We start from the raw sequence: 23,340 nt of genomic DNA on the forward strand, positions 1-23,340 counted from the left end.
GCATGGTCTGCTACGTGAACGACATATGCGCCGCTCATTACAGGAGCCCTATCCTGTCAAAGGGATATATCCTGAAATATACCTTTCCGAGTAGTGTGCTCTTGGGCACCATACCAAGAATGCTACGCCTGCTGTCGATAGAATTGTTGCGGTTGTCCCCCAGCAGAAACACACGTCCCACCGGGACAGTCGCGGGAAACTGCATGTCGCCTGCAAGTGTAGTCGGTTCAAGCGTATACGGCTCGCTCAGCTGTTTCCCATTAACACTTACTGTACCTGTCTGGTAATCAACATCCACAGTATCGCCCGCAAGGGCAATCACCCTTTTGATCAGGTCGCCCTCCCCCACATCCATTTCCGTAACGACGATATCGCCATAATCAGGCGTATATCCGAGGGGCGAGCATAAAAGCACATCTCCGTTATAAAGGGTTGGCTCCATAGAAGCGCCGTTCACCGTCGCGATCCGTACAACATAAAGGTTGATCAGCACGACCGCCATAGCGACAAAAAGAACACGGCTGACAATGCCCCATGCCTCTTTTCTGCGTTCCCTGCGCCGCTGTAGCCGTTCGATCTCCGCGCGTACCGCTGCAAGGCTGGGGCGCCATTTTTCCCTTTCCATGTTCTCTTGTGAGGTCGTTCCAATTTTCTCTGTATCTCTTTGCATCTATCCGCCTTGGTTCTCGTTTTCCCAGGTCACCGCCTTATTTGGCTTGTGCCGTTTCCTGTGTGTCTGGTTTGCCATACCGTTTCAGCACCTTAAGCAGGTTTCTTGCCTGCTCCGCGCTCAAAACGACCTGGTCTTTTTCTGCCTGCGCGCTTTCTCCCTGCGGGCGAAATTCACGGATATTATCTTCACTTTGTCCATGCGGGACGTGTTCCATGACGAACGCCGCCTCATATCCGCTGCGCGCATGGTCGATCGCCGCCTGCATATTGGCAAGCATCTCCATATTTGTTTTTTGCAGTTGTTTTGTGATCCCAACTGCCGTTTTTTGCGCATCCTCAATAATAGACTGCGCCCGCTCGCGTGCATCGTCTGTTCCGGCAGCTATATCCTTGCGCCGTTGGCGCTCCATTTCCCGAAGCAGGTTCATCTGCTCTCCGGTTTTCTGCGCAATTTCGTTCATTCTGCGCGCGACCGCTTCGACCGCCTCAAAATTCGCCGGCCGTCCTTCCATCTCCATCAATTTTCTGTTCGCCGCCTGAATCTGGCTCATCAGCGATTCGTTTTTCTCGGCAAGGGCGCTTTTTTCGGCGCGCAAGGCCTCATTTTCCCGCCCCAGCACACCGATCCTGCCGTCTTTTTCACGGTTATCCGTTTCAAGCCCCTCGAGTTCTTCACTCAATTCCCCAAGTAAAATAATGAGATCCATTTTGCTCAGCTTTTGCAGCTCCTTCATCTCCTGGTTCATTCCCGTCATCAATAACCCCTCCTTTTGCTGCACTTACCTTAATGTGTGTCGCTCGTCTGTTGTCCTAAGTGCTGTGTTTTATACGTCAGGTCGTCGATCACACTTTTGATCTCGTCGCTCAACCCGCTTGTAAAATCATCTTCTTTTACTGCCGCAACAGCCTCTCCTATTGGTTGATCACCTGTAAAAGCGCCCGTATCAGCGCTCACGCTCTCCTCCCGTATCACCGGTTCTTCCCCCCGTTGTACGGTTACCGATTGCAGGATATCATTTAACCGCGGGACTTTTTCCGGCTCGGATGGTACCGTCTGCTCAAAAAGCCCTTGCGGTTCATCCATGTGTACAGGCGCTTCCGTCTCAAAAACAGGCGTTTGCCTAGCGATCCCCTGCTCATATTCTCCCCGCGCACCCGCAAGCATCCTGTCGATCTCCACCTGCAGGTTTTGCAGCACGTTTGTGCTGGCCTCCTGTATCTGCGTCGCGCCTGCCTTGGCTTTCAAAACGATGCGCTCCGCTTCATGCCGTGCCATATCTACGATGCCTTCCGCTTCCTTCTGTTTCACGGTTTCCATCTCCCGTATGCGTTCCAGATATTGTTTGGCCGCACCCTGGGCGGCTTCTATCACACCGTTCACCTGGATCATAGAGTCAGCCAGGGAACCCGGCTCCTGGTATTTGATCTGCATATCCTTCTGCTTTGCTTCCATTTCCGTAATGTGCCCGTGCATATTCGCTACGATCTGCTCAAGCTCGGCGATGCGGCTTTGCTTCTTGTTGCTTTCCTCCGCCAGTTTCCTGTTTTCGTCGTCACACTCCTGCACAAGGCGTACCAGTTCTCGTTTTCCCATTCTTTTTAATTGCTGCATCTCCATACGGTCTTTCATATTTGTTCCCTTTCCTATTCCTGATTATTTCCATTCTGCCGCCCATGCGTTTTCGCTGCGGCCCCGTTCCAAAGCAGGTCTTTCCCTGATGCTTTCCAGCCGCTTTCCAAAGCTGTCTGCCTCTGCCTGCATATCTGCAAGGATTGCCTGTAAGACGTCTAAATCTGCCATATACTGCTTTTTGAGTTCGGTCATTTCTCCAAGCGCCCGCATATGCTTCCTGCGCTCGTCCTCCATCTCTCTTCGGCTTTCATTCAAAATTTTGTCAGCGTGACTGCGCGCCCCTTCGCAAATGTGTCGCGCTTCGCCCGCCGCTTTCCTGATCACAAGATCAAGACTTTGCTGTATTTCCGGGATGACCTGCGAAAGCACATCTATCCGGCCGCGCGCATCCCTTTGCTGTGCGCCGCCATGGTATGTCGCTGTTTCCTGTTCGGCTCGTCTTTTGAGCCGGGCGATCGCGCTGTCCTTCTCGTGCAGTTGCTCCTGCCGGAATATCTGGTTTCTTTGCTTCTCTTTTTCAAGTTCTTCGATCCTGCTCCGATACAATCCGTCAAGGCTGCGCAGCGCGTCGATCACATGCTTCCTGTCATATCCAAAAAACGAGCGCGGAAGAGTCATCAGTTCAAAAAACTGTATGATCTCCGGGTCGTCGCTTTGCGGCTGCACCAGATCAAAAATGTTTTCTGTGCCGCCCATATCAAAGCTTCCCCGACACTTTCTCATCATCAGCAGACAGGAAAACCTCGCTGATCCCGTCCATATCCTTAAGCTTCCTGCGGGTAATGGCTTTGATGACGATACCCACCGCCACCACTGCCACAAGTAGTATCACACCCATCATTTCAAGGCTGTTCATAATATGTTCCCTTTCTCCGCGCCATTATTTTCCCAATTTACTGTTGTACCAGCGGATCGATCCCAAGTCCTTTAATATACTAAGCGCAAACAAGGCGCCCACTGCTGCCGACGAAGCAACCAGCGTGGTCGCAAGTGGCGTCCATTCATTTTTATGTACTTCTTCGTCCGCCGTTTCATGCATCTGCGCATCAGACGCCGGCTCCGGCGATTCTGCTTCCGGCTGTGTTTCCCGCTCTGGCGTAGCCGTTGGTTCGGGCGTTGCTTCCATGGTCGGCTCTGGCGTCGGCTCCGCTGTCCGCCTGGGCGCCGGTGTTTGCCTCACCCTTGCTTCATATACCGGCGCAACCGTTGGTTCAGGCGTTGGCACCGGTTCTATTGTCGGCCCGGGCGTAGGTTCCACTGTCGGTTCCGGTGTCGGCTCGGGCAGAGGGCTGGGCGTAGGTTCTGGTGTCGGTTCTGGTGTCGGTTCTGGTGTCGGCTCTGGTGTCGGTTCTGGCGTCGGTTCAACAATGATCGGTCCCGGCTCGGTTACATGCGCAATGATCGTGATGTAGGCCGTCTGTCTGTCGTCCGCATGCACATAAAATGTAACGGGATGATCGCCAAACGGCTGCTTCTCCGCAAGTACGCCCAAATCAAGCGCCTTAAATCCGCCCTCCACAGGCTCCCACGCACCCCACACCTGCGCTGTTGCCCTCGAGCGGGTCAGCATTTCTTTTTCAAGCAGGTTCTGCTCACGCAGCTCATATATTTCCGCCGCCGTAATTGTCACGTCGTACGCCTGTAGGCAATATTCTTCATCCCAGTCCTGATGATGATATCCCGACTGGCTCGTACTGGCGAGGGCGGCAAAAGGCATGCATACAACAAGCAGGCATACCAAAACGATTATGATAATAAAATGTCGCTGATAATTTTTCGTTGTGACCGCTCCTCTCTGTACAGTTTCTGTTAGCTTATTTGTACAGAAAAATCTTTTGCTTGTGTGAAATGTAGCGTGAACGACTCGTTTTTATACGCCAACGACGCGCAACACGCCTTAACGCGGCACCGCCAAAGGTTCCCATGCAGTTTTCACCGTCTTGACATAAGCCCGCCCAACAGGGACTGTTTCTCCTGTTTGCAGCTCGATCTGGTTCCTGTTGATCTGCACGATCTTGTCCTTCGCTACAATAAAAGAACGGTGCGTCCTCAAAAAGCCATGCCCATGAAGCATGTTTTCTATTTTTCCAAATGTAGAATAAAATTCAAAAGACTCCTTGCCGTAATAAACTGTAATATAATGATCCTGTGCTTCGAAATAATTGATCTCATCGACAAAAACCTTCCGCGTCTCCCCCGCGCACGAAAAGATAAGTGTTTCTTTGCTCTTCTTTTGGCACCGCTCGTATACTTGCAAAAATATCTCCTCGAACCGTTCGCCGCTCGTCTCATCCTTGACGATATAATGAAAAGCGCTGACGTCGAACGCCTGTAAAATCGAGTCCGCCCCGCCGCTCGAGGTCAGAAAGATGATCTCGCTTTCATACCCCTGCGCGCGTAGCTGCCGCGCCGTCGAAAAGCCGTCATATCCCGGCATATTAACGTCCAAATAAATCAGGTCGGGATGTTTTTTTTCGTCCTCCAACTCAAACAACATCTGGTTGCCGCTGATATAAGGATCGATTTCCAGCTCAATACGATGTTTTCGGCATATCCTCGCAAGGACTTCCGCATAGGACATAATATTTTCTTTATGATCGTCACAGAGCGCTATCCTCACTTTTACCTCCTTTTATCGTTTATCCCACATTGTTCTTCAGATCTGTCCGTCTATATTTCTTCCATCAGCGCGCCGATCGTCATACGTGCAAACCGGCTGTCGAGTTCCTCTTGCACCTCGCTGTAAAAACCACGGAGCGGACAGTTCTTCTTTTTTCCCCACGGACAATTTACCCCCGACTCCAGACACTGACTGATCTTGGCATTGCCTTCCGTCGTCTCTATAATTTCAAGTATCGTGATGTTTTCCGGTGCACGCGCGAGGCTATATCCCCCCGATACGCCCATGTGCCCCATAATCAGATTTGCCTTCTTCAATTTATTTGCCGTTGCCAGCAAAGACTTTTTTGCAATCTGTGTACCTTCCGATATCTCGCCGGCGGTCGTAATACGCCTTGTTTCCGCGAGATAAAGAATGATGCGTATCGCATAATTGGTTGTGACTGTTAATTGCATATATCTTTCCTTTGGTCTCCCTTTTTTTCGAACCATCGCCGCTTACGGCCACCTGTATATTCCTTCCCCAGCCACATATACATCCACACTGCATAATCCGCCACTTTCGCCTTACGGGAGAGGGTGAATGTATATTACCTATCGGTTATATACGATGAACGCATACCTGAGCGCGTATATTTATAATAAGCAGTTTCTATCCGTTTTTGATGGGGACGCGTGATATGTCACACATGTTGTGTGATGTTTGCGTGAATTTTAGCGCAACAAAAAAACCGCTTATATAAGCGGTTTTTTATCTGCCTTTTATCGCTTTTTTAATACCCTGCCTTCCATGGCTTGTCCATCCACATTGGCACACTGCGCTCCAGATTGTTGCGGCACAGCCGCTCATTGAGCTCCCACAGCGCCGTATTCTGGTCGGACAGTGCGATCCTCGCGTCCGCCTGCTCAAAATTCAGCCATTCAAATGTGATGTGCTCCTCCGATAAAACGATCTCCCCCGCGTAAGGCATACCAAAAAAATACATGGGCAACACAATAACATCCCTTCCCCATTCTTTTGTCCACTCCGCGAACACCGTGCTGCGCATCACGCTCACACTGTCAAGCGGATACAGCGGCCCCGGCAAAACGACGCCTGCTTCCTCCCGGCATTCGCGCAGCGCAGTCTGCACGACGCTTTCGCCCGCTTCTCCGCCACCGCTCACACCCTGCCATATCTCCGGCAGGTCTGAACGTTCAAAGACCGCAAATTCATACGTCCCGTTTTTTTCCCGATACAAGAAAACATGGATATGATACGGCATTCTTCCCATCTTTTTACTCCCTTACTTCTTTTCCTTTTGCAGCCCCTGCAATTTTTTGATCAATCCATCGATCTGCTCCTGCGAGATCGTGACCTCCGGCTCCTCGCCGCCGCTGTTGTCCTCATCGTCAATGTAATGATATTTTTTATTAAAATGGTTCTGTACGATCGTCGCAACAATCATGCCCCCTACAAGGATCGCCACGCTGACCCACGGGCTCAAAAATACAAAAACGACAGCGCCGCACACAACAGCGTTCATGATCCACTGATGCGCCGCGTCATATACTTCCTCCTTACGCATCCCGCGTATCCCCTCGAGTAGCTTATGCTTATACAGATACGCTAGCGTCACGCTCTGTGTGAGCATCGCGCCCAGATAAGCGCCAATGTAAAACAAATTGGGCAGCACCTGTCCCTCGTAATGTATCGTGATACTCGTCATCGCCGGGATAAGCACCACAAAAAACAGGTGTACCATCGTAAGCGTTCCGAGCCGCGAGCGGTAACGTACGATGTGCGAATACGTCCTGTGGTTGGAAAACCACAGGACCGCGATACCGATAAAGCCGATCGCATACATGATGATATGATACAGCAGCTCTTTTGCCGCCGCCTCATTGAAAACCGTCTGTGAATGGTTGAGCGTCACACTAAAAATCAGCAGCGTGATCGCGATCGCATATACGCCGTCCGTCAACGCGCACAGCCTATCTACCTTCTTCATCCTCTTCTCCTCCTTTTCTTTATTATATCCCATTCGCACACATCTAACCTGCTTTTTGCCGGCAAACCGCTTTGCCCTCACTTCGCACCCTTTCCCGCTTCTTCCCTCGCTTTATCTTCCGCACCTGGCCTTTGCTTTGCCTTCTCCTTCATGTTATGGTAGGTCTCCAGACATCCGCAAAGGGAGGTGCATCGCCATGCAGCGTAGTGCTGACCGGTTTTACCGGGGCGAGCTGGTAGCATATGGTACTTGCCAAAAATGCAGGATCATCTGTAAGTTCCGTTCATTGACCCGCACCGAAAATGACGAGTACAGGTGTCCTGAATGCGGCACGTTGATAGACGCCACCAGACTCGCGACAACATAACAAACAAAAACTCCAGTGCTCATGTTCCCGGCGACCGGTTGGCGCCGAGGCTGCACCGGAGTTTTTTGTTTTGGTTGCAAATGCAACGTATAAAACACCGTTTTGTGGGTATACTATAACTATAAAGAGCAAAGGAGCAACCAGTATGGAAAAGTATATGAAGAATCTTACATATGAAAGCGTGCTGCCGTTTTCAGAACAGGTATCCTACCTGAACGGTCAGGTTGCCAGCAAGACCATCGCGCAAAACGAAGCGCTGAGCCTCACGCTTTTCGCGTTTGATAAAGGTGAGGAGATCAGCACGCACGAATCTGAAGGGGACGCGCTTGTGATCGCCCTCGACGGTACGGGCGAAGTGACCATCGACGGCAACAAACATGTGTTGCACGCAGGGCAGTCCATCGTCATGCCCGCACGGCATCCACATGCTGTCTTTGCGAGCGAACGGTTCAAAATGTTCCTCATAGTCGTATTTCCTAAGAAAGGAGACTGATTTTTATGAAAGTAACGATCCATAAAGACGAGTGCATCGGCTGCGGCCTGTGCGAGGGAATGTGTCCGGAGGTGTTTCGCATGGCGGATGACGGCCTCGCGGAGGTTTACGCCCAACCGGCTACGCCGGAACTGGAGGATTCGGCGCGCGAAGCGGCAGACAGCTGCCCGACCAGCGCGATCGAGATCGAAGAATAACCAAAAAACCGCTTCTTATAGAAGCGGTTTTCTTTTCCTTAAGATACAGGCGTAAGTGTAAGGCGCATATGCACCGGCTGGTGGTCGGAATAGGCAAAATCCGTACGAACAGTCTGCACCTCGTTCACCTGCACATTGGGCGACACGATGAACCCGTCGATCACAAACATTTGCGACGTTTCATAAGACCCCATATACGGTGCGCTCAGCAGCCGGCACGTGGGCAGGCTGTCGTCAAACGCGAAGTGAAATCCCTCCGGCAGTACATCTTCGCCGATCACACCGGGCTTCCAGTTTTCCTCATCCACCGCAGGATATTGCTTCACACCGGGGAACGTCTGGTTAAAGTCCCCGCCCGCGACCACATAATTGCCTTTTTCATACTCGCTGCGCATGATATCGGCGAGCACCTTTGTCTGCGCCGCCTTTCCTTCCCCGTCGTCGTACGCCTCCAGATGCAGGTTGATCAGCACAAGCTGCGCGTCCGTTCCCTCAAGCGGGATATGCTCTATCAACAGGCAGCGCTTCAAGTTGCACGTGCGTATCGGCCAGCTGAACGGCACGGGCAGCGAGACCCGCTGTGCGCTTTGTACCGTAAGGCCGCTCATGGTGAGCAATCCGCTCTCCACATGCCCAATCATCGGCAGCGGATAGGGCACAAAATTACATTTATAGTTGTAGGCAAACACCCCCGGCATGCCTAACGTATTTTCATAATATTCCGCTTCGTTGATATTGTATGTCCTCGCAGAATCTACATCCGTTTCCTGTAGGAAATAAACATCCGCCGGATATTCCTTGAGCGTATCCGCGATGCCTGCCAGATTGCGCTCTACCTGTTTACGGTTCTTTGGGTTTACGCCGCTGCCGCCGTCCATGAAAAAATCCTCGTCCTTATCAAGCCCCGCATATCCGGTGTTGAACGTCAAAAACGAAAGCTCCTCTCCCACGGCAACACTCCCGCTTCCCTGCGGAACGCTGAGCGCCTCTACGTCCTGCGGATTATATTCGGTGGCGGTCAGAAAAATGAGCAGCGCCGCCAGCAATATAGCGATCACGATCACAACGATCAAAACCACTTTTCCGATCTTTTTCAACGTCTTTTTCATAGCCGTCCCCTTTTATTACAGAGCGCGCATCGGTTCTTTCTTATATGCCGCGTTGCCCTCGAGCGCATCGCGCAACTGTCCCATCATCGTTTCCCTGTCCCGGTTGAGCGTTCCGCGCAGCGAGATATAATTGGACGCGTGGTTGCTGCGGAACACGCTGCCTTCGCAGTCCATATTCTTAAGCATCACAAGTGTCTCGAGCGCGATCTCCTCCGGGCTCAAAAGCTCGAATACCCCCGCCTTAAAATCCCGTTCCAGCGGTACGTCGTCTTCCAAAAGCAGCGTCAGCAGGCCGATATAATCAGGCTTCATACGCGTGAACGCCTTGCCCGTTGCCTGCGCATGCTCACGCCACAGCTCTTTTCCTCCAAGGCCGCTTACAGCCGTCACAGAAAGCGGGATACCCGCCTCTTTCACCTTCAGGCCTGCGGTAACGATCTCGTCTGCGGTCTCGCCTTTATTCACACGCTTGAGTATCTCGTCACTGCCCGATTCCAGCCCAAGATAGACGATGCCCAAACCAAGCTCGCGCAGCGAGCGCAATTCTTCGGGCGTTTTTCGCAAAATACTGCGCGGCGATCCATAAATGCCCACACGCTCGCAATGCACAAACTTTTCGCGGATGAGCGTCAATATGGCCTCCAGCCGTTCCATCGGCAAAATGAGCGCGTCGCCGTCTGCCAAAAAGATGCGTCTCACGTCCGGATAGCGCCCCGCCATCTCCGTAAGGTCGTCAAGCACGTCCTGCAAGTCGCGCATATGGAACTGCTTTTCCTTGTACATACTGCAAAACGTACATTTATTGTGCGAACATCCCACCGTCGCCTGCACGATCAGGCTGTGCGCCTCACTCGGCGGGCGGAATATCCTTCCCTCATACTGCATCGGCAATTCTCCTTTTCCCCATTATAATCCATTTCCGTCCGGAAACATAGCCATAAAAAAACGCCCGGCGCTCTGCCGGGCTTATCTGTTTCTTATACCGATTTCCTGCGCACCAGCTCAGGCTGGAACACGACATGCCGGTTTCCCTGCGTATGCCTGTCCTCGATGCGCTCGATCAGGATACGCGCCGATTCCCTGCCCATCTCCCACGCGTGCTGATCGATGGAGGTCAGCGGCGGCTCGATGATGTCGCACATCTCCAGATTATCGTACCCAACGATCGCAATGTCTTCAGGTACGCCGACCCCGCGGTTTCTCAGGTATTGGATCGCGCCGATCGCCTGCATATCCGAAGCAAAAAATACGCCCTCCACTTTCTTTTCAAGCAGATTTTTGACCGCCATCCGCCCGCCCTTTAAGCTCAGCTCCGTATAGTCGATCACAACATCCTTTTCTTCGATACCCGCCTCATGCACCGCCTTCAAAAAGCCTTCGCAGCGCTCACGGTTATATTTCGATTGGTCGTCCGTCCCCACAAAGGCAAGCTTCCTGTGCCCCTTTTCTATCAGCTCACGCGTCGCCAGATAGCCGCCCTTCACATTGTCCGCCATCACATATGGCAGCGGTATCTCGTCATTGTCCGTACAGCACTGTACGATCGGGTAACTTTTTTCCATAGAAAGCAGCGCCTTATCATAAACGATGGATTCCAGTAGCACCGCTCCGTCCGCGATCCGGTTCTTCACCTTCTCGAGGCACTCTATCTGCCGTTCGGGAATATCGTCCGTTTCACTGAGCAAAATATCATACCCGCACTCGTTTGCGTATTTGCTGATCCCATGTACGATCTCCATATAAAACAGATTGGAAATATTGGAGAGGATCACCAGTATGGATTTGCTTTTTGATGTACGGAAATTCCGCGCCAGCATATTGGGCACATAGTTGAGCTCCGCGATCGCCTGCTCCACACGCTGTTTCGTTTTAGGGGTCACATTGCCCGCGCCATTGATGACGCGCGACACCGTCGCCACCGAAACATTTGCATGCTTTGCAACCTTCTGAATATTTGTCATTTAAGCCACCATACAGTTATTTTTTCTTTTACCACATTCTAACATATTCCAAAACAAGTTCCTAGTAAGTATTTGCGGGCGCTGCAGCCCTAAGCCGCACGCCCGCAAACCCTTTCCCAATATTTCGTTCCGGAGGAATCAAATTTTGTCTTCTATGGATTTGATGAATGCAAACCCCTTCTTCTGCCGTGCGTCCACATCCGCTACCTGCGGCTTCTTGTGCCCTTCCACAAAGAACGGCGCACACTGCTCATAAGCAAAGTATCCCTCATAACCGATCTCCTTGCACGCTTTGAAGAATGGTACCCAGTTTTCTACGCCGTCGCCCGGCACAACCTCTTCTGTCGCATAAACGGAATCGCTCGGGCCATACTTGATCGCCACCCCGAGCGTATGCGAATGCGCCATATCCTTGCCCGCACGCTTCACCGTTTCATCGATGAATTCCTCTGTCTGGTGGTCAAACAGCGGCAGGTCAAGCCCGATCTTCACATTGTCCATCCCTACCTCGTCAACCATATCAAACAGGTCTTCGACGCAATTGACGACAGGCGGATGTCCTTGCAGCGCCAAAACAACGTTATACTTTTTCGCCATTTGCGCGGCTTCCTTGATGCACTTTCTGATGTGCGTCCACTCCAGATAATAATCCTCCTGCTTAGAAACCTCCATAGACCGCGCCGTAAGCGCCGTCTGGCAATATCCAAGGTTGGAATACTCCCCCCAGAAATATCCGATAAAAGCAGGCATGATGCGTACGACCGGGCATTCTAAGTCTTCCGCCAGCTCACAGCACTCCATCAGGTAAGGCAATTCCTTTTCCACATCCGGTACAAGCGCATGCTGAGAGCGCATAAAGTTCGTGCACGCGTCCACCGCCGCAAATTTGATGTTTTTAGATTTTGCGTATGCAAGAAGCTCTTTCCTGTCCTCCTTACTCCAGTCCATCGGGAACATCAGTGGTTTATGCGGCCAGATATCCACCGCTTCATATCCGAATTCCGCAGCCTTATCGATGATCTGCTTCATCGTAAGGGGACCCCCTTCGTGAAAATAGCCTCCATAGTTTACAGCGTCCATACTTTGTTTGATTTTGTACATTGTCTTTCTCCTTACTCCGTATTGTCTTATTTTTTTGATGATCGGTTTCTTTTTATTGTCTGATCTTCGGGCTGCGGGTATAGATCGCCAGCAGCACGACGAGGATCACGCCATTCATGATGAAGCGTCCCGCTTCGTCTGTATCAAGCATCACAAGCAGGCTGTCCACGATGGTCAGGATGATCGCGCCTACCACCGTGCCGTTGTAGCTTCCCTTTCCGCCGGACAGCAACGTACCGCCGATCACGACCGCCGCAACAGAAGGCATGACGTACGATGTCCCTGCGTTTACGTAGATGACCCCCACATAAGAACACAGCCAGAACCCTGCAAATGCAGAAAGCACGCCGCACAGCGTATAGGTTATGATGCGTATCTTTTTCACACGTACACCGGCGAGCAGCGCCGCGTTCTTATTGGCTCCCGTCGCATACAACTGCTTGCCGTAAGAGGTACGGGTGAGCAGGAAATATACAAGGATGATAACGCCTACCCACAGCACCGCGATCCACGGCAGGAAGGGCAGCGCCTTTGACGTCGCGACCTGTGCCGCAACAGGCGAAGGGGCTCCCGTCGGATTGCCGCCCGAATAAAGCTGCTGCACGCTCGTCAGCACATTGGCCATCGCCAGCGTCATCACAAGGGCAGGTATCCTCGCAAACACGATGCCAACCGCGTTCAAAAAACCGAACAACGCGCCCGCGCCCAGTACGACCACCAGCGCAAGGACAAAGTTTTCATCCTTGCCGTTCATCAGCATATATGCCATGACTGCGCCAAGAGACATCACCCCGCCGACCGAAAGGTCTAGCCCGTCGTCCCCCGAAAGGACGACCAGCGTCTGCCCAATGGATACAAACCCCAAAAGCGCGGACATCGTCAGTATATTTGCGATGTTCATGGGCGCTAAAAACTGGTTGTTGATCGCGCTTCCCAAAACGAGCAACCCCGCGGTGATACATATTAGCACGATCGCCTGTCTGGGAATGTTTCTCTTTTTCGAATTCAGGCTTCCTACCATTGCTTTCATGCTTTGCCGCCCTCCTTCACTTCACGTACTTTTATCTTTTGATAGTTTGTCTTGTTTGTCAGCACAGCGCTCGCCAGTCCGAAGATGATAATGAAATTCGAAAGCAGCTGCTGATAGAAGGTCGAGATCATCATGTCCGGGTTATTCATCGCGATCATGTTGAACACGAAGAATACGATGTTGTTGACGATCGCGAGGAACAGCGCGCCACAGATCGCGCCTAAAATATAGCTTCCCCACTTGCCGCTTCCCAACGTCCCGCCGATGATGACGGCCGCAATAGACTGCAGCGCAAACGCTTCGCCTACACGCACATCTCCCGAGGCGGTCAGCGCCGTCAGGCACAGCCCCGCACACGCGGCAATGAGTCCGCCCACCGTATAGGCATAGACCTTGACCTTGTCTACTGCAATTCCCGAAACATACGCGTTACGCTCGTTCGTCCCGACCGCGCTGAGATGTTTACTGATTTTAAATTTGGAAACCAGCATCAGCAAAACCGCTGCGATCACAATGAGCCATACCGCCGTCGGTACCCCCAGTACTTCCCCACCGTACGTCCTGTAAAGCTCCACCGGTACGCTGCCGCCCGGCTTGGGCAGAACGACCAGCGACACGCCCTTCACGACCATCGACATCGCAAAGGTCACAAGCAGCGGAGGGATGCGCAGAAAAGCAATAATGAGGCCGTTTGCGAGTCCCACCGCAGTTCCCGCCGCAAGCGCCAGCAGGAAGCTCGTCACGATCGGCAGTCCAAAAGCATTTGAAAGCACGATGGCAACGCCGTTCGTCAGCGCCATCGTATTTCCAAGAGAAATATCGATGCCGCCCGAGAGCATAATGATCATCTGCGCCAGCGCCGCAATGATCAGCGGAAGGTTAGAGCTTAGCAGCGAGCTTAGGCTGTCCACGGTAAAAAAGCTTCCGCCCTGAATGATCATATTGATGATCAGCGCGCCCAGCAGCAATACATAACCGGATATCCCGGTCGACCACAAGGAGGGTTTTTTTAAGTCTCTCACACTCATGACACACCTCCTATGTTCGTTCCGAGCATCGTTGCCGCAAGGAGCTGTCCGTTCATATCGTTGCCCTTCAGCTCCCTGACGATACGCCCTTCATAAAAAACATATATCCTTTGCGCCACGCGCAGCAGTTCTTCGTTGTCGCTGGAAGAAAACAGAATAGACATACCTGTTTTCGTCATTTCACGCAGCAGCGTATTGATCTCGCTGCGCGCGCCCACGTCAACACCCTTGGTCGGGTCGTCAAGCAGCAATATCCTCGGCTTCATTGAGAGCCACCTGCCTACCACCAACTTTTGCTGGTTGCCGCCCGACAGGCTGTTTGCAGGCACTCCCGTTCCCGCCGCCACCACGTTGAGCGTTTCCATGATGTCTTGCGCCTGCTGTTTTTCTTCCTTTGCACCGACGCACGAAAGCAGTCTTTTCATTGCATTTTTGACAATAAAGATGTTTTCCGCCACGCTCCTGATGGAGAATATCCCTTCCTTCTCCCGGTCGCCCGAGATAAATCCGAATCCTTTTTTGATCGCATCTGCCGGCGATTTGATCTTCACACTCCTGCCATCAAGCTCAATACCGCCCTGCCCTAATGGGATCGCGCCATAAAGAGCGCGCAGGAATTCTCCCTGTCCTTGTCCCTGCAGGCCGGCAATGCCGACGATCTCGCCCTTCGCAAGGCTCATCGATACGCCGCGTACGATGTCGCCGATAAACATATCCTTCACGCACAGCACCGGTTCCCCGCATGTTTCTTCTTGTTGCTGCGCGTCTTCTAAGTTCTCCACCTTGTGCCCTGTCATATAGTAGACGAGCGTTTGTGGCGATGTTTCCTTTAGGTTTTCTATTTCTTTCACGCTTTGTCCCTCGCGCAGGATCGTCGCCTTGGCGCAAAGGTCATACACCTCGTCAAAACGGTGCGACACAAACAAGATGGACAGCCCCTCTTTTACTCTTTCATTCAGAAACCCAAACAGCCGCTCCACCTGATCGTGATGCATAGACGCCGTGATCTCGTCTAAGATCAGCAGACGCGGATTTGTGAAAAGCGCCTTAGCGACCTCCACAAGCCCCTGATTGGAAAGGTCGATGTCTGAAACGATCGTTTCCGGATAGGCGTTGATGCCCAGCTTTTCGATCATTTCGTTTGCGTAAGCGATCATTTTCTCCTTGCGGATGGTGCCATGTACGCATGGTTCATTGCCGATCACCATGTTCTCCGCAACACTCAGCTTAGAAATAATGCTCAAGTCCTGATACGCCATAGATATCCCATATTCGATGCTTTTTCTGGGTGATATGATATCGATCTCTTTGCCGTCAAGCACGATCGTTCCGCCATCTTTTTTGTTAAGACCCGAAAGGACTTTAACAAGCGTGCTCTTTCCCGATCCGTTTGCGCCGAGCAAGGCGCGTATCTCGCCTTTTTCCATGTAGAGCGATGCATCTTTTAGGGCCTGAACGGCTCCAAAGTTTTTTTGCAGATTCGATATTGTAAGCAAAATCCGTTCCCCCTGACCATGTATATTCCGGGTTGCGGCGGTCATTCGCCGCAACCCGGCCTGTCATTCGTTTCCCGTTTCCGGTTTACTTAAAGTATGCGCCGATCTCTTCATCCGTCAGGATCTTAGAGAATGTATAGGTATCTCCCATTTCATCCGTCTTCTTGACCCACTCTTCCCTGTTTTCGTTCGTGATCACAGGCGCCGGCTCAAGCAGGACTGCTTTTCCGCCGTCCATTTCCGTCAGCACGTCGTCCTTAAACTCTTTTCCGTTTGCAAGGGCAATGCCCATCTTGATCGCGTCGCAGCCCGCTCCCGGAGGATTGCCCACGATGATCGCCTCGAACGCCTTATCCGGGTTTTTCGTATTATAATCGTTCCACATATTGAGGTAATTGAACGAACCGTCGCTCGTGATGACCTTAGGCATGTCTACGCCCGCTTCCGAAAAGCCCTGCATGATGCCCGGCGAGCAATCTTGATTCAAAATACCGTCGATGTTCGGATAAGCGGATATCATGGTGACAGTCAGCTTCTTTGCTTCGCCATCGTCCCAATTGTGATAAACTTTCTTCAGCACGTTGATGTCCGGATATTTTGCAATCACATCGTCAAACGCTTTTTCGCGTGTGTCGCTTGCCGGTACGCCTGCGATGCCGTTATAGATAATAATATCGCCTTTGCCGCCCAGTTTTTCCGCTAAGAATTCCGCCTGCATCTCCGCCCATTTATACTGGTCGGTAGCGAGCGTCACAACGTCCGGATGCCCAATCACAGAGTCAACGCCCAAAACGACGATGCCCGCTTCGATCGCTTTGTCGATCACCGGGTTTAAGGATGTCGCAGATACGGGGTTGATGATGACCACATCCGTGCCGCCCGCGCTGATGATCTGGCTTAGCTGCTGCGACTGTGTCGTTGCGTCGTCATTTGCGGAATATGCCACATAGTTACTGATCTTGCCGTCAGCCTTGTATTCTTCTACCAGCGCGTTCATTTCGTCTTCCATCTGCGCGCGCCACAGGTTTGCGTTTGAAGCGTTGAGCAGTGCGACGCTCACGCCATCACCAGAAGCCGCCGCGCTTTCGCCTGCCGCAGACGCTTCGGAAGGCGCCGCCGCAGATGCCGATTCGGACGGTGCTGCCGCCGATGCGGATTCAGAGGGCGCTGCTGCCGGTGCGCCGCAGCCTGCAAAAGCCACCATCGCCACCAGAACAAGCGCAACAATCAAAGCCGTTCCTTTTAAAGATCTTTTCATTATTTTTTTCCTCCTTCATTTTTTAATGAAAAATATCTTGTTTAAATTTTTAAATTATCATTTTATGTTGTTTGGAATATATCATGTGTTATGTGAATTTTTGTAATTGATTACATTTACAATATATCACTCTGTTAGGCGTTTGTCAATGGAATACAAAAAAATATTTCACATAATTATGTAATCGTTTTCATCATTGCCTATGAATCGCCCTTTTCCGGCTGTAAACGCTATGTTATTGTTAAACGACCTGAAAAAACTCTATTCGTTCTCCATTGATGCCGTGGATAAACGCCACCTTCAAGCTCACATCCTCCGCGCCGAAGTTTGGCACAGGTTATATCCCTTCCTCCTCCATTTCATATCCGCGCGATTTTGCATAGCCGGCAGCTTTTTCAATATCGTCGACTTTTACTGCAAAATGGTTCATTGTTCCCTGCGCCAATTCCCGTATACGTTCTTTTTCCATCAGCGGTTCGATCACTTCAATCAAAAAGTCTCCCATGTCGATCATCGCAATCTTTTCCCCGTCCGATTCACTGTCCGTCCTGAAAAGTAATTTTCCTCCGAGGATATCGGTATAAAAATCGATCGCTTCCTCCCTGTCGCGCGCATATACGCCAATGTGGTGCAGTCCTGTATATATTTTTTCCATCGTCTTCTCCCCTCCAAAAAAGGCGAAAACCGATTGGATTCCCGCCTTTTTGCCCATCGTTAAGCAATTCGTTATATCAGGTGTGCATCTCCTGTACTTTCCCTTTTGCATTCCTGACGTCCTGTAAAATCTTCGTGTAGCGCTTATTGAACGTCGAACACCCGATGTTCTCCTGCCTGATCATCAGCTCCAGACAATTTAAGCAGGACGTGCAATATTTGATCTCGTTATCGCGTCCTTCCATCATTTTAAGTGGCTGCAGCGGGTCTGCCATCGATTGACGACCAAGCGCAACCATATCCATCATACCGTCGTTTATGCATTGTGCGCCCATAGCTACGATGGACGACTGCTCCGGCGTTACTGCCAGCAGCTTGTTTTTGCCATCGCGGAATGCGGAAAAATGTCCGCCGATCACAACGGTTTCCGGCTTCAAATGCTTTTTCATTTCGTTTGCAAAATACATATGCAGGTACGAAAGATAAGGGTGATCTTTGTCCGCCTCCACGAAGCTGATCGTAGAATGTACGTTGCCGATCGTCTCCACAAAATACTGTGCGCCGCGCTCCTCAAGCCCTTTTAAGAAATCAATGGGCTCCGCAAGGTCCATCAGCGGCGAATCCGGCCCGGCAGAGCCAAACCCGCCCGGGAAGCCCTCCCATAGCGATACCTTAGAGCCGATCAGGAAGTTTTTGTCGTTGACCTCTTTTTGTATCCGCTCATACAGGTCGTAAGCAAAGCGGGAACGTTTTTCCCAGCTTCCGCCGTATTTCCAATTGCGGTCGTTATATGGGCGCAGGATCTGCGATCCAAAATAACCATGACAAAATTTCATATCGATGCCATCCGCACCCACGTCCTGCGTGATTTTCGACGCCAGTACGAACTGATCCATAATGTGATCGACTTCCTCCTCACTGAGGATGTCGCCTTCCATGCCCGGTACGTTCTTTACGCTGACGCGCCGCGAAAATTCCGGATTGGAAAGCTCGCCCGCATGCGTCAGCTGAAATACGATCAGCGCATCAGGATTGACCGCCTTCAGCTTTTTGATAAAATTGGCAAGCGCTTTTTCATTTTTCGGCATGATCTCAAGCTGTGCAAGTCTTGAGCGGCTTTCACCCGTGATGGTGATCGCCTCTAAGTCGATCATGCCAAAACGTCCTTTAAAAAGGTTTTCGTATCTTTCATAGGTCAGCTCGGAGGGGTTACCTTCCGCATCCGCATCCGAGCATTCCATGGATTGTGCAAAAAAGCGGTTTTCGCATTTCCGCGTCCCGACCTGTATCGGGCTCAACAACAGTTCTTTATCACTCATGACCTCATTCTCCTCGTCTGTATCCTTCTTATCCATTTTCGCCGCTCGCAAGAAGCATGATCCGTTCCTCATTTGCCTCACTACAGCTCAGTTCTCCCATCACATGTCCTTCGTGCATGACCACAATACGGTCAGACATCCCAATAACCTCCGGCATTTCGGATGAAATCATGATAATACTGACTCCTTCCTGCACCAGTTTATCCATCAGTGTGTATATCTCATATTTTGCGCCTACATCAATTCCCCTTGTGGGCTCGTCAAGAATCAATATCTTGCATCCTCTCGCAAGCCATTTTGCAAGCACCACCTTCTGTTGGTTGCCGCCGGACAGATTTTTGCATAGCTGCCGGATACCCGGCGTTGCGATCTGCAGGTCTTTTACATACTGTGTCGCAAGCTCGGCTTCTGTTTTATCGCTGACAAATCCTTTGCTTGATACCTTCTCCTCCGCCGCTGCGGATACATTCGTCTTGATATCGAGGTTCAGGAACAGCCCCTGCGTTTTTCTGTCTTCTGTCGCGAAACCAATGCCTTCTTTAACAGCCTGACTCGGATGCCTGTAAAGCACCTGTTTGCCTCCCACAACGACTTCACCACTCTTGACCTTATCCGCTCCAAAGATCGCCCGCATCACTTCCGTACGACCGGAGCCGACCAAACCGGCGAATCCAAGAATCTCGCCCTTTTTCAAATCAAAATCCACGTTTTCAAAAATACCGCCTGTAAGGCCTTTGACGGACAAGATCGTTTCGCTCTGCACGCACCTGTTACGCTGCGGAAACGTATTTTTCATTTCGCGTCCTATCATTTTGCTGATAAGCCAGTCCTTGTCAACCTCCGCGGTGTTTGCATCCGCAATAAACGCGCCGTCGCGCAGCACCGTGATCCTGTCGCAGATCGCGAATATCTCTTCTAACCTGTGGGAGATGTAAATGACAGTGATGCCGTCCTCTTTCAGCTTTTTGATGATATCGAACAGCACGTACATTTCCTTTTCGGTCAGCGTGTCTGTCGGCTCGTCCATCACAATAATCTTTGCATTATAGGAGAGCGCTTTTGCGATATCCACCATCTGTTGCTGCGCAACGCTTAAGCGACGCACAGGGATCTTATAGCTCGGAAGTGTTCCGTGGCTGACATAATCGAGCCATTTGCCGGCCTGTTCCTCCTCCTGTTTTTTGCTGATAAATTTATATTTTTGTTTTTCATGCCCCAGCATGACATTTTGGATCGCCGTCAGATCCGGCACAAGACTCAATTCCTGATAGATCATCGCAACGCCTTTATCGATCGCGTCCTGTGGCACATGGAAATGTACCGTTTCTCCGTCGATCCTGACTTCGCCCGCAACCGGTTTGTTAACGCCGGAAAGGACTTTCATCAGCGTTGATTTTCCTGCACCGTTTTCACCAATTAGCGCATGAACCTCGCCCTTTTTGATATGCAAATCGACATTATCGAGCGCCTTGACTCCGGGAAACGTCATTGTGATGCCGAGCATTTCAAGCATATATTCACTCATGTATGCTCCATCCTCTCTATGTATACTTTGCTACCTCTTTTTCTGGATCAGTACGGCCACCAGCACGATGAGACCCTTGATCACGATCTGCAGGTACGGGTCTGCCCCGAGTATGTTCAGCATATTGTTCATAACAGCCATGATGAGTACACCTGCAAGCGTTCCAAACAGTGTACCCGTGCCGCCTGCCATCGAAGTACCGCCGATGACGACTGCTGCGATGGAATCCATATCATAACCGTTGCTGCCGTTCGGTTCCCCGACACGCACACGGGCACACAGCATGATACCGGCGATCGCCGCCGTAAGGCCACATAGCATATATGCAATGATCTTGTTTTTATTGACTTTGATGCCTGAAAGCCTTGCTGCTTCCTTGTTGCTGCCGATCGCGTACAGATGACGGCCATAAATCGTTTTATGCAATACGATCCCGAATATGATCATCAACGCCGCAAACAGGATCACCGGGTAGGGGATCGCATCGAACAGCGACTCCGAACCAAACATCTTCCAGAACTCGGTCACCGTGCCGCCGGGCGCACCCTGTGTATAGATATAGTTGATGCCCTTTAGCACCTGCATCATACCGAGGGTGATAATAAATGGTTCTACGTTGCGGAACACAATCATCACGCCGTTCACAAGACCGATTAGAAGGCCGATCCCCAGGATCATCAGTACGACCCACATCACCATCTCCGGCTTGTTTGCCTTCATCAGGTCTTCACTCATGTGCGCCATCAGGCAGGCGGAGAGCGCCATTACACTTGTGACAGAAAGGTCGATGCCTCCCACTAAAAGGACGATGGTCATACCGATACTGACCACACCCACGATGGATACCTGACGCAGGATATTTGCAATGTTCGTTCCGGTTGGGAAGATTTCCGGCGCGGCGATGGAGGCGATCACGCAAAGCGCAATGAGTGCGATATAAGGGCCGACCACCGGATTATCAAATAATTTCTTTGCCGACAAACTTTTTTTATTCAACGACTTTTCCACTTGAATCCTCGCTCCTTTTTTATACTTGTACCGCACCGGAAGGAGCAGACGCAATGCCTAACTCCCCCAGCGCGGATTCAAGCTTAATAACGAACTATTTATAAAGAATCTTGCGTTCTTTTAAGCCCGGCGCCACCAGCACCTTGATAAGCTTCTGGTTGGTACGGATCTCCTTGAGTGCATCTTCGAGTTCTTCTAACGGTACGATCATCGAGATCATAGGCGTGGGGTCTACCATGTCGTATTTTAAGAGCGTGATCGCATCGCCCCAGTCATAGCCGATACCGGCTGTACTTCCGCTTACCTTCTTCTCCTGCAGTACGAATTCGACAGGCGGCAGTGAAGCATAATCGTCGTCTGCACAGATACCGAAGGCTTCCCCCTTGCCGCCGCGGCGGATCATCTTGAAGGCCTGCTCGTATGGTTTGGAGTTCCCGACGGCTTCGAGTGCATAATCCGCACCCACGCCATTTGTGATTTTCATGACTTCCTCTACAACGTCTATGCCCGTTGTAATATCGATCGTGATATCTGCAGCGCCCATTTCCTTGGCCATCGCAAGGCGTTCCGCATTATCGCCCACGATAATGACCGGAGCCGCACCACGCAGTTTTGCAAGTTTTGCATGGATGATCCCGAGGCCGCAGCCGATCACGACTACGCTCCTTGCGATCTGACATTCCATCTTCTTGGATGCGTTAAGCGTCGCGGTAAGCGGTTCAATGAATGCCGCTTTCTCGTCACTCACTTCGTCCGGCACCTTATATAGGTTTTTCCACGGAACCTTGACATATTCCGCAAACCCGCCGTCAATGTGGATACCGATCTGCGTGAAATCTGCGCACAATAGCGGTTCGCCAATACGGCAATGATAGCATGTACCACAGGGGATGCAAATATCAGCAGCTACGCGGTCACCAACCTTGATGTCTTTTGCATCCTTGCCCACTTCTTCCACAACGCCGCAGAATTCATGTCCCGTTGTAAGCGGGATACATTCGACTTCATCCGCGTATTTCCCGGTATACGAACCCCAGTCCGAACCACAAATACCACAGTAAGTGATTTTCACCAATGCCTCGTCGTCGTTAATCTGGGGGACGGGTACTTCCTTTAACTCAAATTTACAAGGCTCCGTCAAAACCTGTGCTCTCATCATTTTCATGCTTTTTTCCTCCGCCTATTTCGTAAATAATTTATCGTTTCTGCCCTCGTACGGTGCTTCAATCATCAGTGGTTTTAAAAATTCGATGGTCTTTTTTACACCGTCCATACGGCTCATCAACACGTCTTCATGTTCATAGTTGAACGTATAGTCATATCCGACCAGATAAAGTTCACTGATCAGTTTTTTCCAGTCCACGCTGCCCCAGCCGGGAATCCTGAAACGAAAAGACCTGTCAATCCGCCCCCAGCCGTCAGCCATGTACATATTGTATCCGCCCTTCATCATGTTATGCTCTACGATCTCGCAATCCTTGGCGTGAACCAGCACGATACGGTCTCTGAGCTCGTCCACGAAAGTCTGTAGATTGATGCCCGCAAACAGGATATTTGCGGGATCGAGATTGATGCCGTATGCCGGATGGTTATCCACGACCTCGAGGCACCGCAGCGCCGACTGCGTATCGTAAATAATATTGTTCGGATGTGGTTCAAATGCGACCTTCACGCCATATTCCTGGAATTTATCCAGTATGTATCCATATTTTTCCGCAAATTGTTCTTCTTCGTGTTCCCAGCCGCCCGGATATGGCCAGTCATTGATGTGTCCAAAATTTTCGATTCCAGAAAAAGCCACCACCGCCGGCACCTCAAGTGCGTTCGCCATCTGCGCGGACTGGATCATGCTCTTTGTACCGTAGGCCACCTTTTCTTC

At 51.1% G+C, this 23,340-nt stretch carries 26 protein-coding genes; 2 read left to right on the forward strand and 24 right to left on the reverse strand.

Annotated features, from left to right (window positions below; genetic code table 11):
• Nucleotides 1-37: 37 nt before the first annotated feature.
• The 10 genes from lepB to VB081_RS03660 all read right to left on the reverse strand — a co-directional run bounded on the left by lepB (nt 38) and on the right by VB081_RS03660 (nt 6,915).
• Nucleotides 38-670, reverse strand: coding sequence for a signal peptidase I (gene lepB / locus VB081_RS03615; RefSeq protein ID WP_323399483.1), 633 nt, complete (start codon nt 668-670; stop codon nt 38-40).
• Between the two features lie 37 nt (nt 671-707).
• Nucleotides 708-1,427, reverse strand: coding sequence for a hypothetical protein (locus VB081_RS03620; protein ID WP_323399484.1), 720 nt, complete (start codon nt 1,425-1,427; stop codon nt 708-710).
• Between the two features lie 29 nt (nt 1,428-1,456).
• Nucleotides 1,457-2,302 (reverse strand): hypothetical protein, encoded by an 846-nt coding sequence (locus VB081_RS03625; RefSeq protein WP_323399485.1) that lies wholly within the window; start codon nt 2,300-2,302, stop codon nt 1,457-1,459.
• Nucleotides 2,303-2,326: 24 nt separating this feature from the next.
• Nucleotides 2,327-3,001, reverse strand: a complete 675-nt coding sequence (locus tag VB081_RS03630) for a hypothetical protein (protein WP_323399486.1) — start codon at nt 2,999-3,001, stop codon at nt 2,327-2,329.
• A 1-nt stretch (nt 3,002) separates the two neighbouring features.
• Complete coding sequence (locus VB081_RS03635) at nt 3,003-3,161, reverse strand: hypothetical protein (protein WP_323399487.1); 159 nt, start codon at nt 3,159-3,161, stop codon at nt 3,003-3,005.
• 24 nt (nt 3,162-3,185) lie between these two features.
• Complete coding sequence (locus VB081_RS03640) at nt 3,186-4,022, reverse strand: hypothetical protein (RefSeq protein WP_323399488.1); 837 nt, start codon at nt 4,020-4,022, stop codon at nt 3,186-3,188.
• Between the two features lie 180 nt (nt 4,023-4,202).
• Nucleotides 4,203-4,925, reverse strand: a complete 723-nt coding sequence (locus VB081_RS03645; protein WP_323399489.1) for a LytR/AlgR family response regulator transcription factor — start codon at nt 4,923-4,925, stop codon at nt 4,203-4,205.
• A 50-nt stretch (nt 4,926-4,975) separates the two neighbouring features.
• Nucleotides 4,976-5,380: an RrF2 family transcriptional regulator gene (locus tag VB081_RS03650; protein WP_323399490.1), complete on the reverse strand. Its 405-nt coding sequence runs from the start codon at nt 5,378-5,380 to the stop codon at nt 4,976-4,978.
• 317 nt (nt 5,381-5,697) lie between these two features.
• On the reverse strand, nt 5,698-6,198 hold the full coding sequence (locus VB081_RS03655; protein WP_323399491.1) for an NUDIX domain-containing protein: 501 nt from the start codon (nt 6,196-6,198) through the stop codon (nt 5,698-5,700).
• A gap of 12 nt (nt 6,199-6,210) precedes the next feature.
• The gene (locus tag VB081_RS03660) at nt 6,211-6,915 is read right to left on the reverse strand and encodes a TMEM175 family protein (protein WP_323399492.1); all 705 of its coding nucleotides are present in this window, start codon (nt 6,913-6,915) and stop codon (nt 6,211-6,213) included.
• Between the two features lie 512 nt (nt 6,916-7,427).
• Here VB081_RS03660 and VB081_RS03665 point away from each other — a divergent pair.
• Together VB081_RS03665 and VB081_RS03670 are read left to right on the forward strand one after the other, a co-directional pair.
• Nucleotides 7,428-7,775: a cupin domain-containing protein gene (locus VB081_RS03665; protein WP_323399493.1), complete on the forward strand. Its 348-nt coding sequence runs from the start codon at nt 7,428-7,430 to the stop codon at nt 7,773-7,775.
• Between the two features lie 5 nt (nt 7,776-7,780).
• Nucleotides 7,781-7,972 (forward strand): ferredoxin, encoded by a 192-nt coding sequence (locus VB081_RS03670; protein WP_323399494.1) that lies wholly within the window; start codon nt 7,781-7,783, stop codon nt 7,970-7,972.
• Between the two features lie 38 nt (nt 7,973-8,010).
• Here VB081_RS03670 and VB081_RS03675 read toward each other — a convergent pair whose 3' ends face one another.
• The 14 genes from VB081_RS03675 to VB081_RS03740 form a co-directional block, all read right to left on the reverse strand.
• Nucleotides 8,011-9,081 carry an endonuclease/exonuclease/phosphatase family protein gene (locus VB081_RS03675; protein ID WP_323399495.1) on the reverse strand — a complete coding sequence of 357 codons (1,071 nt, stop codon included), beginning with the start codon at nt 9,079-9,081 and terminating at the stop codon, nt 8,011-8,013.
• A gap of 15 nt (nt 9,082-9,096) precedes the next feature.
• Nucleotides 9,097-9,966, reverse strand: coding sequence for a radical SAM protein (locus VB081_RS03680; protein ID WP_323399496.1), 870 nt, complete (start codon nt 9,964-9,966; stop codon nt 9,097-9,099).
• A 92-nt stretch (nt 9,967-10,058) separates the two neighbouring features.
• Complete coding sequence (locus tag VB081_RS03685; protein ID WP_323399497.1) at nt 10,059-11,042, reverse strand: LacI family DNA-binding transcriptional regulator; 984 nt, start codon at nt 11,040-11,042, stop codon at nt 10,059-10,061.
• A gap of 138 nt (nt 11,043-11,180) precedes the next feature.
• Nucleotides 11,181-12,143, reverse strand: a complete 963-nt coding sequence (locus VB081_RS03690) for a sugar phosphate isomerase/epimerase family protein (protein ID WP_323399498.1) — start codon at nt 12,141-12,143, stop codon at nt 11,181-11,183.
• A gap of 52 nt (nt 12,144-12,195) precedes the next feature.
• Complete coding sequence (locus tag VB081_RS03695) at nt 12,196-13,173, reverse strand: ABC transporter permease (protein WP_323399499.1); 978 nt, start codon at nt 13,171-13,173, stop codon at nt 12,196-12,198.
• Nucleotides 13,170-14,201, reverse strand: coding sequence for an ABC transporter permease (locus VB081_RS03700; protein WP_323399500.1), 1,032 nt, complete (start codon nt 14,199-14,201; stop codon nt 13,170-13,172). The genes VB081_RS03695 and VB081_RS03700 overlap by 4 nt, the downstream gene beginning before the upstream one ends.
• Nucleotides 14,198-15,697 carry a sugar ABC transporter ATP-binding protein gene (locus VB081_RS03705; RefSeq protein WP_323399501.1) on the reverse strand — a complete coding sequence of 500 codons (1,500 nt, stop codon included), beginning with the start codon at nt 15,695-15,697 and terminating at the stop codon, nt 14,198-14,200. The genes VB081_RS03700 and VB081_RS03705 overlap by 4 nt, the downstream gene beginning before the upstream one ends.
• An 85-nt stretch (nt 15,698-15,782) precedes the next feature.
• Nucleotides 15,783-16,955, reverse strand: coding sequence for a substrate-binding domain-containing protein (locus VB081_RS03710; RefSeq protein ID WP_323399502.1), 1,173 nt, complete (start codon nt 16,953-16,955; stop codon nt 15,783-15,785).
• Between the two features lie 337 nt (nt 16,956-17,292).
• Complete coding sequence (locus tag VB081_RS03715; protein WP_323399503.1) at nt 17,293-17,610, reverse strand: VOC family protein; 318 nt, start codon at nt 17,608-17,610, stop codon at nt 17,293-17,295.
• A 76-nt stretch (nt 17,611-17,686) separates the two neighbouring features.
• A complete protein-coding gene (locus VB081_RS03720; protein WP_323399504.1) occupies nt 17,687-18,928 on the reverse strand; it encodes an oxidoreductase in 1,242 nt (413 codons plus the stop codon).
• A 28-nt stretch (nt 18,929-18,956) separates the two neighbouring features.
• The gene (locus tag VB081_RS03725) at nt 18,957-20,453 is read right to left on the reverse strand and encodes a sugar ABC transporter ATP-binding protein (RefSeq protein ID WP_323399505.1); all 1,497 of its coding nucleotides are present in this window, start codon (nt 20,451-20,453) and stop codon (nt 18,957-18,959) included.
• Nucleotides 20,454-20,483: 30 nt separating this feature from the next.
• Nucleotides 20,484-21,449, reverse strand: a complete 966-nt coding sequence (locus VB081_RS03730; RefSeq protein WP_323399506.1) for an ABC transporter permease — start codon at nt 21,447-21,449, stop codon at nt 20,484-20,486.
• Between the two features lie 106 nt (nt 21,450-21,555).
• Entirely contained in the window at nt 21,556-22,626 is a 1,071-nt protein-coding gene (locus tag VB081_RS03735; RefSeq protein WP_323399507.1) for a zinc-dependent alcohol dehydrogenase, read from the reverse strand.
• Nucleotides 22,627-22,641: 15 nt separating this feature from the next.
• The coding region (locus VB081_RS03740; RefSeq protein WP_323399508.1) for a sugar phosphate isomerase/epimerase family protein at nt 22,642-23,340 on the reverse strand (699 nt) is incomplete at its 5' end.

The organism is Christensenella sp. (genome assembly GCF_034927525.1).
Classification (GTDB): Bacteria; Bacillota; Clostridia; order Christensenellales; family Christensenellaceae; genus Christensenella.